Source organism: Actinomadura sp. NPDC048032 (assembly GCF_040653175.1).
GTDB lineage: Bacteria > Actinomycetota > Actinomycetes > Streptosporangiales > Streptosporangiaceae > Spirillospora > Spirillospora verrucosospora.
The window spans coordinates 1-2,006 of record NZ_JBEZJP010000737.1; the positions used below are offsets into that span (position 1 = coordinate 1).

Consider the following 2,006-nt stretch of genomic DNA (forward strand, 5'->3'; position numbering starts at 1 on the left):
GCTAGGCACGCGAAGGCGCGGGCACACTGCGGGCAGCGGGCGGCCGCGGGGTGGGGACAGCCCCAGGACGCGCCCCGCCGACCAAAGTCGACGCGGCGCCGACCTGCGGCCACTGACGGAGGCGGGCGGCATGGCTACCGTGGGGCGGATGGACCTCCTGCGCCGGCCGTGGCGCGACTGGCTCGGCGACCTCGGCGCCGCCGGCGCCGCGATGGCGCTCGGCTGGGTGCTGCTCCAGGGCACGATCGACGACCTGCCCCCCGGGGAGACGATCCTGGTCCGGCGGGACGTGCTGATCGGCGCCGTCGCCTGCGTGTTCCTCGTCCTCTTCCGGCGCCGCCATCCGGTGGCCCTCGCGGTCGTGATGGTGTTCGCGCAGTGGGCGGCGACGACGACGCTCGGCACGGCGGCGATCGCGATGTACTCGCTGGCGATGCTGCGGCCCTGGCGGATCGCGCTGCCGATCGCCGGCGCCAGCCTGGCACTGATCATCGTGTTGTTCCGGTTCGCGTCGCCCGACGGGCAGTTCCTCCAGGGAAGCGTCATCTTCGCGCTGATCTACGCGGTCCTCGTGACGACGGGCATGCTGGTGCGGTCCCGGCGGCAGCTCATCGCCTCGCTGGAGGAGCGGGCCCGCGCCGCCGAGACCGAGCAGCGGCTGCGGGTCGAGGAGGCCCGGCTGCTGGAGCGCGAGCGGCTCGCCCGCGAGATGCACGACGTCCTCGCGCACCGCATCTCGCTGCTGGCGGTGCACGCGGGGGCGCTGGAGTTCGGCCCGGGCACGCCGGACGGGCAGCGCGAGGCCGCCGGGATCATCCGGCGCAGCGCCTACGAGGCGATGGAGGACCTGCGCGAGGTGATCGGCGTCCTGCGCGACGACGCGCCCGGCGCCGATCCCGAGCGCCCGCAGCCGACGCTCGCGGACGTCCCCGCGCTCGTCGAGGAGTCGCGGCGTGCCGGGGGCCGCGTCACGCTGGAGCGGAACGTCCCCGACCCCGGGATGGTCCCCTCCCGCGTGGGGCGGCACGCCTACCGGATCGTCCAGGAGGGGCTGACGAACGCCCGCAAGCACGCGCCGGGCGCGGACGTCCGGGTGTCCCTGGACGCGGGCGCCGAACTGGACGTCGAGATCGTCAACGCGATGCCCGCCGGCCCGCCCGCCCTGCCCCTCCCCGGCTCCGGCACGGGGCTGGTGGGCCTCGCCGAGCGCGTGGCGCTGCTCGGCGGGACCCTGGAGCACGGCCGCACCGGCGACGGGTGGTTCCGGTTGCGCGCCCGCCTGCCGCTGCGGGCCGCGCATGGCGCCGGTACCGGTGGGAAAGGTGATACTCATGGCAGCGAACTCCTCTGACGAGCCCGTCCTCGAAGAACTCGACCGCGCCGAGTGCATGAAGCTCCTCGCCGGCGGGACCATCGGCCGGGTGGCGTTCGACGACGGGGAGGGACCGACGGTCGTCCCGGTGAACTACGCCGTCGAGGGCGACTCGGTGATCTTCCGCACGTCGGCGTCGGGCCGGCTGAACCGCAACCTGCTGTCGGCGGTGACCGTCGGGGAGGTCCGGGCGGCCTTTCAGGTCGACCGGTTCGAGGAGGCCCGCCACGAGGGCTGGAGCGTGCTGCTGCGCGGCGGCGCGCACCCCCTGTCCGAGGCCGAGAAGACCGAGGTCGCCCAGGTGCGGCCGTGGCCGGGCGGCGACCGGGAGTCGTGGTTCCGGCTGGCGGCGTCGAGCGTCACCGGACGCCGCCTGCGCCGCGGCTGAGCCGCCCGTAGGGTGGCGGGATGGACTCCCCTCCCGTCCGCGTCCTGATCGTCGACGACGACGCGCTCGTCCGGGCCGGCCTGTCGATGATGCTGGCGAGCGCCGGCGACCTGGAGGTCGTCGCGGACGTCGCCGACGGCGCCGAGGTCGTCGCCGCCGTGAACCAGCACCGGCCCGACGTCGTGCTGATGGACATCCGGATGCCGCGGGTGGACGGGCTCGCGGCGACCGCGCTGCTGCGCGGCC

At 75.4% G+C, this 2,006-nt stretch carries 3 protein-coding genes; all 3 read left to right on the top strand.

The features are described from left to right. Nucleotides 1-148 precede the first annotated feature (148 nt). Nucleotides 149-1,351: a histidine kinase gene (locus tag AB0C69_RS41710; protein WP_360362333.1), complete on the top strand. Its 1,203-nt coding sequence runs from the start codon at nucleotides 149-151 to the stop codon at nucleotides 1,349-1,351. Beyond that, the gene (locus AB0C69_RS41715; RefSeq protein ID WP_360362336.1) at nucleotides 1,332-1,760 is read left to right on the top strand and encodes a pyridoxamine 5'-phosphate oxidase family protein; all 429 of its coding nucleotides are present in this window, start codon (nucleotides 1,332-1,334) and stop codon (nucleotides 1,758-1,760) included. Before AB0C69_RS41710 ends, AB0C69_RS41715 begins: the two co-directional genes overlap by 20 nt. 20 nt (nucleotides 1,761-1,780) lie before the next feature. Further along, nucleotides 1,781-2,006, top strand: a 226-nt coding sequence (locus tag AB0C69_RS41720; protein WP_360362339.1) for a response regulator transcription factor, incomplete at its 3' end; no start/stop codon positions are given.

Bases quoted from the DNA above. Each gene is read 5' to 3' on its own strand.
- AB0C69_RS41710 (WP_360362333.1), top strand. From the start codon at position 149: ATGGACCTCCTGCGCCGGCCGTGGCGCGACTGGCTCGGCGACCTCGGC.
- AB0C69_RS41715 (WP_360362336.1), top strand. From the start codon at position 1,332: ATGGCAGCGAACTCCTCTGACGAGCCCGTCCTCGAAGAACTCGACCGC.